Genomic DNA, 5,311 nt, shown 5'->3' with positions numbered 1-5,311 from the left:
CGCCGCGGCCGTCCTGACGGCCTGGACGGCGGCCCCGTCCGCCGCCGCCCCGCTGCCGCCGGAAGCCGGACGGCCCGGTCACTGCTCAGGCGTCGGGCTGATCAGGGTGCCCGGAGCCGCCCACCAGCAGGCCGACTGCCTGGAGGAGTTGACGACGGCCGGGACGGTGGCCTCCGGGCACACCGACCCGGCCGACTGGGCGGGACTCACCCCGAAGGACCTGGCCACCCCCAGCGGCGTGCCGGGCATCCAGATCGACGGGTACTTCCCCGACGCCTCGACCGGCAACACCAACCACGGCTGGAACCACGACTCCCAGTTCGTCATCCGCCTCCCCGACCGCTGGAACGGCGGCCTCGTCGTCGCCGGCTCGCCCGGCGTGCGCGAGCAGTACGCCAACGACCGGGCCTTCGGCGACTGGGCGCTCGCCCGGGGCTACGCGTACGCCGCCACCGACAAGGGCAACACCTCGGCCGCGTTCCACCGGGACGGCACGGCCCCCGGCGACGCCATCGCCGAGTGGAACACCCGGGTCACCCAGCTCACCCGTGCGGCCCGCCGGGTCGTCGCCCGGCGCTACCACCGCCTCCCCTCCCGCACGCTGGCGATGGGCATGTCCAACGGCGGCTATCTGGTGCGCTGGCAGCTGGAGAACCATCCCGGGCTGTACGACGGCGGGGTGGACTGGGAAGGCGCGCTCTGGCGCGCGGACGGGCCGAACCTCCTCACCTTCCTGCCGCCCGTCCTCCGCGCCTACCCCCGCTACGCGGCCGGGGGCGAGGACGCCGAGGACGCCCACCGGACCATGACGGCCGCCGGTTACCCGGCCGGTTCGGAGTTCCTCTGGCCGTACCACCACCAGTACTACTGGGACCTCACCCAACGGATCTACCGGGAGGAGATCGACCCGGACTTCGACGGCGCGGCCGAGGCGGGCACTCCGTTCTGTGCACCGGGAACCCCCGCGTGCGACGCCGACTACGACTACGCGGGACGGCCGGCCGAGGTGCGCGACGCCGTGTCGGGAATCGCCCTGACCGGCCGCATCGGGAAGCCGCTGATCAGCTTCCACGGCACCCTGGACGTCCTGCTCCCGATCTCCAGGACCTCGGACGCGTACGCGCGGATGGTGCGGCGGGAGGGGCGCGGCGCGCTCCACCGCTACTACCGCGTCGAGGGCGGCACCCATGTGGACTCGCTCGTCGACACCTTCCCCGACCGGCTGCGTCCGCTCGTGCCGTGCCACCGTTCGGCGGCCGCGGCACTGGAACGCTGGCTGGACGACGGCCGACGGCCCTCGTCGAGCCGCACTCTGGAGCTGCCCGAAGGGGCCGGCCCCGCCGAGCTGCTCGGCCGCTGCCCGCTGGACGAGTAGCGGGCTCCGGCCGGTCGCCGGGTGGCGGATCCCCCCACTCCTCCGCCGCTCACTGTGGAGATCCGCACCATGGGATGTCCGGCCGGGTGTCTCTAGCGTTTCCGGCCATGACGAGCCAATTTCACGCAGCTTCCGGTTCCTCCGCGCCGGGCGCCGCGGCCGTGGACCTCAGGGGGCGCACCGCCCTGGTCACCGGCGGCGGCAGCGGCATCGGGCGGGCCACCGCCGAGGCGCTCGCCGGGGCCGGCGCCCTCGTTCACGTGGTCGACCGCGAGGCCGGGAGCGCCAAGTCCGTCGCCGCCGCGATCGGCGGTGTGGCCCACGTCGTGGACCTGGCGGACCCCGAGGCGATCGGGACGCTGCCGAGTGGTGCGGACATCCTGGTGAACAACGCCGGTCTGCAGCACGTGGCCGCCATCGAGGACTTCCCGCCGGACCGCTTCGAGCTGATCCAGAAGGTGATGGTGACCGCCCCGTTCCTGCTGATGCGGCACTGCCTCCCGCACATGTACGCCGGGGGGTGGGGCCGGATCGTCAACGTCTCCAGCATGCACGGACTGCGGGCCAGCGCCTTCAAGTCCGCCTACGTCGCGGCCAAGCACGGCCTGGAGGGGCTGAGCAAGGTGGCCGCCCTGGAGGGCGCCCCGCACGGGGTGACCAGCAACTGCGTCAACCCCGGTTATGTGCGCACACCCCTGGTGGAGGGCCAGATCGCGGGCCAGGCCGCCGCGCACGGGATCCCCCCGGAGGAGGTCGTCACCGACATCCTCCTGGACCGGTCCGCGATCAAGCGGCTGATCGAGCCCGAAGAGGTCGCCGCGGTCTGCCGCTGGCTCTGCGGACCCCACACCGACTACATCACCGGCGTCTCGCTCCCCGTCGACGGGGGCTGGAGCGCCCACTGACCCCACACGCGCCGCGGCCCCCCACCGTCGGCGACGGCTCCATCCGCTCGTACCGCTCCACCGGCCGGAACCGCTCGTACCGCACGCGACCCCGCTCCCCCGATCCCGCACCCCCGTCCCTGACAGCCCTGCCAATGAAACGCGGTGACTCCACCATGGGTTCCCCCAGCTCCGTCCAGCCCCCCAGGGGCAAGATCGGCCGCATCGTCGCGGCCAGCCTCGTCGGCACCACCATCGAGTGGTACGACTTCTTCCTCTACGGCTCGGCTGCCGCGCTCGTGTTCAACACGCTCTTCTTCCCCAGCAGCGATCCGCTGGTCGGCACGCTGCTGGCCTTCCTGACGTACGCGGTCGGCTTCGCCGCCCGTCCGCTCGGCGGCGTCGTCTTCGGCCACTACGGCGACAAGATCGGCCGCAAGAAGCTCCTCGTGCTCAGCCTGCTCATGATGGGCGGCGCGACCTTCGCCATGGGGCTGCTCCCCACCCATGCGAGCATCGGCGTCTGGGCGCCGATCCTGCTCACCGTCCTGCGCCTGGTCCAGGGCTTCGCCCTCGGCGGGGAATGGGGCGGAGCGGTGCTGCTCGTCTCCGAACACGGCGGCGACGAGCGCCGCGGCTTCTGGGCCTCCTGGCCGCAGTCCGGTGCGCCCGGCGGCAATCTGCTGGCGACCGGCGTCCTCGCGCTGCTGGCCGCCGTCCAGTCCGACGAGGCGTTCCTCGCCTGGGGCTGGCGCATCCCGTTCCTGCTGTCCGGCGTCCTCGTCATGATCGGCCTGTGGATCCGGATCTCGGTCGAGGAGTCCCCGGTCTTCCTGGAGGCGCAGCGGCGGTCGGCCGCCTCGGCCGCGCAGGGCGTCAAGGAACAGGCCCCGGTCGTCCAGGTGTTCCGCAAGAGCTGGCGCGAGGTGCTCCTCGCGATCGGCACGCGCTTCGGCGAGAACATCTCCTACTACATCCTCACCGCGTTCCTGCTGGTCTACGTGACCGTGCACCTGGAGATGTCCAGGAGCGACGCCCTCAACGCCGTCCTGATCGGCTCCGCGGTGCACTTCGTCACCATCCCGATGTGGGGCGCGCTCTCGGACCGGCTGGGACGCCGCCCGGTCACGCTGATCGGTGCGGTCGGCATGGCGTTCTGGGCGTTCGGCTTCTTCGCACTCCTGGACACCAAATCCTTCCCCGTCATCGTCCTCGCGGTCACCCTCGGACTGCTGCTGCACGGTGCGATGTACGGTCCCCAGGCGGCCTTCATCTCGGAGATGTTCGACACGAAGGTCCGCTACTCCGGCGCCTCGATGGGCTCCCAGCTCGCCTCGATCATCGGTGGCGCCCTCGCCCCGCTCATCGCGGTCGAACTGCTCAAGGACTACGAGTCGTCCGTCCCGATCTCCGTCTATCTCTGCTTCGCCTCCCTGGTCACCGCGGTGACGGTCTGGGTGGCGAAGGAGACCCGCGGCCGCGACCTCACCAAGGACGGCCTCGACGGCTCCGTCCCGGCGGCGCCGGTCGCGGCCGTCAAGGACTCGGTCCCCCTCGGCCACTGATCCCCAGCCCTCCCGCGCACCGCTCCGTGCGGTGCGCGGGAGGGCTGCCCCCGTTGTCCGCTCGGCCCCTCCCGGGAGGCGATCACCGTATGCTCACCGGCGTGACACCACCGGCCGCCCAGCACTCCGCGCCTGCCCTGCGCCGGCTCCTCGACCTGCTGGCGCAGGGTGCGGCGGTAGAGGAGTTCGACCGGCCGGCCGCCGCCGCCCGGCAGGCGGGGGCGTCCGAGGCCGAACTGGCCGAGATCGCCGAGGCCGCGGCCGTGGCGCTACGCATCCGGCGGACCCTCGGTCAGCACCGGGTGCGCGAGGCGCAGCTCACCGCCCTGTTCGACACGGCCAGCGACCTGGCGGCCCTGCGCGACCTCGACGCCGTCCTGCGGGCCATCGTCCACCGGGCGAAACTGCTGCTCGGCACCGACGTCACCTACCTCTCGCTCAACGACGACACCGCGGGCGACACGTACATGCGGGTCACCGACGGGTCGGTGGCCGAGGACTTCCAGCGGCTGCGGCTCGGCATGGGCGAGGGCCTGGGCGGACTGGTCGCCCAGACCGCCCGCCCGTACGCCACCGGGGACTACCAGGCCGACCCCCGGTTCCACCACACCACCACCATCGACAGCGCCGTCCTGAACGAGGGCCTGCGGGCGATCCTCGGTGTGCCGCTGCGCCTGGGCGCCCGCGTCATCGGGGTGCTGTACGCGGCCGACCGGGCCCCCCGCGAGTTCACCGCCTCGGAGGTGGCGCTGCTCTCCTCCCTGGCAGACCACGCCGCCATCGCCATCGACGGGGCGCGGCTTCTGGAGGAGACCCGGGCCGCGCTGGTCGACCTCAACGCGGCGTCGGAGACCATCCGGACGCACAGCGAGGCGATGCGCCGCGCCGAGGAGGCGCACGACCAGCTCACCGACCTCGTCCTGCAGGGCGGCGGCGCCGACGACGTGGCGGCGGCCCTCGCCGACATCCTGGACGGCGGGATCCTGATCCATGACGCGGACGGCGCCGAACTGGCCCGCGCCCGCACCGAGCCGCTGCCGCAGCCGATCCCGGCGGTGGCCTCCTCCCGGGCCAGGGGCCGGGCCGTTCCCCTGGCGGGTACCTGGGTCTGCGCCGTCCTCGCGGGCCCCGAACTCCTCGGCTCCATCGCGCTGACCGGCCGGGCGGGGCTCGCGGACGCCGACCGGCTCCTGTTCGAGCGCGCCAGCGTCGTCACCGCGCTGCTCATGCTGTTGCGCCGCTCGGTCGCCGAGACGGAGGACCGGGTACGGGGTGAGCTGCTGGGCGACCTGCTCTCGCGCACCGGCGACCCGGGCACGCTGACGGCCCGCGCACGCAGGCTGGGCGTCAACCTGAACCGGCGGCACAGCGTGTTCGTCGCGCACAGCGAGGTGGCCCCCCGCCACCGGCTGCTGGCCGCGACCGCCCGGAGCGCGCAGGCCCGTAACGGTCTGGCCGGGCTGCACCACGACCACATCGTCCTGGTG

At 73.1% G+C, this 5,311-nt stretch carries 4 protein-coding genes; all 4 read left to right on the top strand.

All coding sequences use genetic code 11. The features are described from left to right. Nucleotides 1–1,375 (top strand): tannase/feruloyl esterase family alpha/beta hydrolase (locus CR470_RS35475; protein ID WP_257139030.1); only part of this gene is annotated, 1,375 nt, incomplete at its 5' end. A 107-nt stretch (nt 1,376–1,482) separates the two neighbouring features. Continuing rightward, nucleotides 1,483–2,280 (top strand): 3-hydroxybutyrate dehydrogenase, encoded by a 798-nt coding sequence (locus CR470_RS35470; protein ID WP_097871659.1) that lies wholly within the window; start codon nt 1,483–1,485, stop codon nt 2,278–2,280. A gap of 155 nt (nt 2,281–2,435) precedes the next feature. Continuing rightward, nucleotides 2,436–3,824: an MFS transporter gene (locus tag CR470_RS35465; RefSeq protein WP_097871657.1), complete on the top strand. Its 1,389-nt coding sequence runs from the start codon at nt 2,436–2,438 to the stop codon at nt 3,822–3,824. An 89-nt stretch (nt 3,825–3,913) separates the two neighbouring features. Further along, on the top strand, nt 3,914–5,311 hold a 1,398-nt coding region (locus CR470_RS35460), incomplete at its 3' end, for a GAF domain-containing protein (RefSeq protein ID WP_097871655.1).

Source organism: Streptomyces sp. rh34 (assembly GCF_002551245.1).
Lineage (GTDB): Bacteria > Actinomycetota > Actinomycetes > Streptomycetales > Streptomycetaceae > Streptomyces.
This window is presented reverse-complemented; position numbering and strand designations above follow the sequence as displayed.

Coding starts and splice junctions, on each gene's coding strand:
- CR470_RS35470 (WP_097871659.1), top strand. CDS start 1,483: ATGACGAGCCAATTTCACGCAGCTTCCGGTTCCTCCGCGCCGGGCGCC.
- CR470_RS35465 (WP_097871657.1), top strand. CDS start 2,436: ATGGGTTCCCCCAGCTCCGTCCAGCCCCCCAGGGGCAAGATCGGCCGC.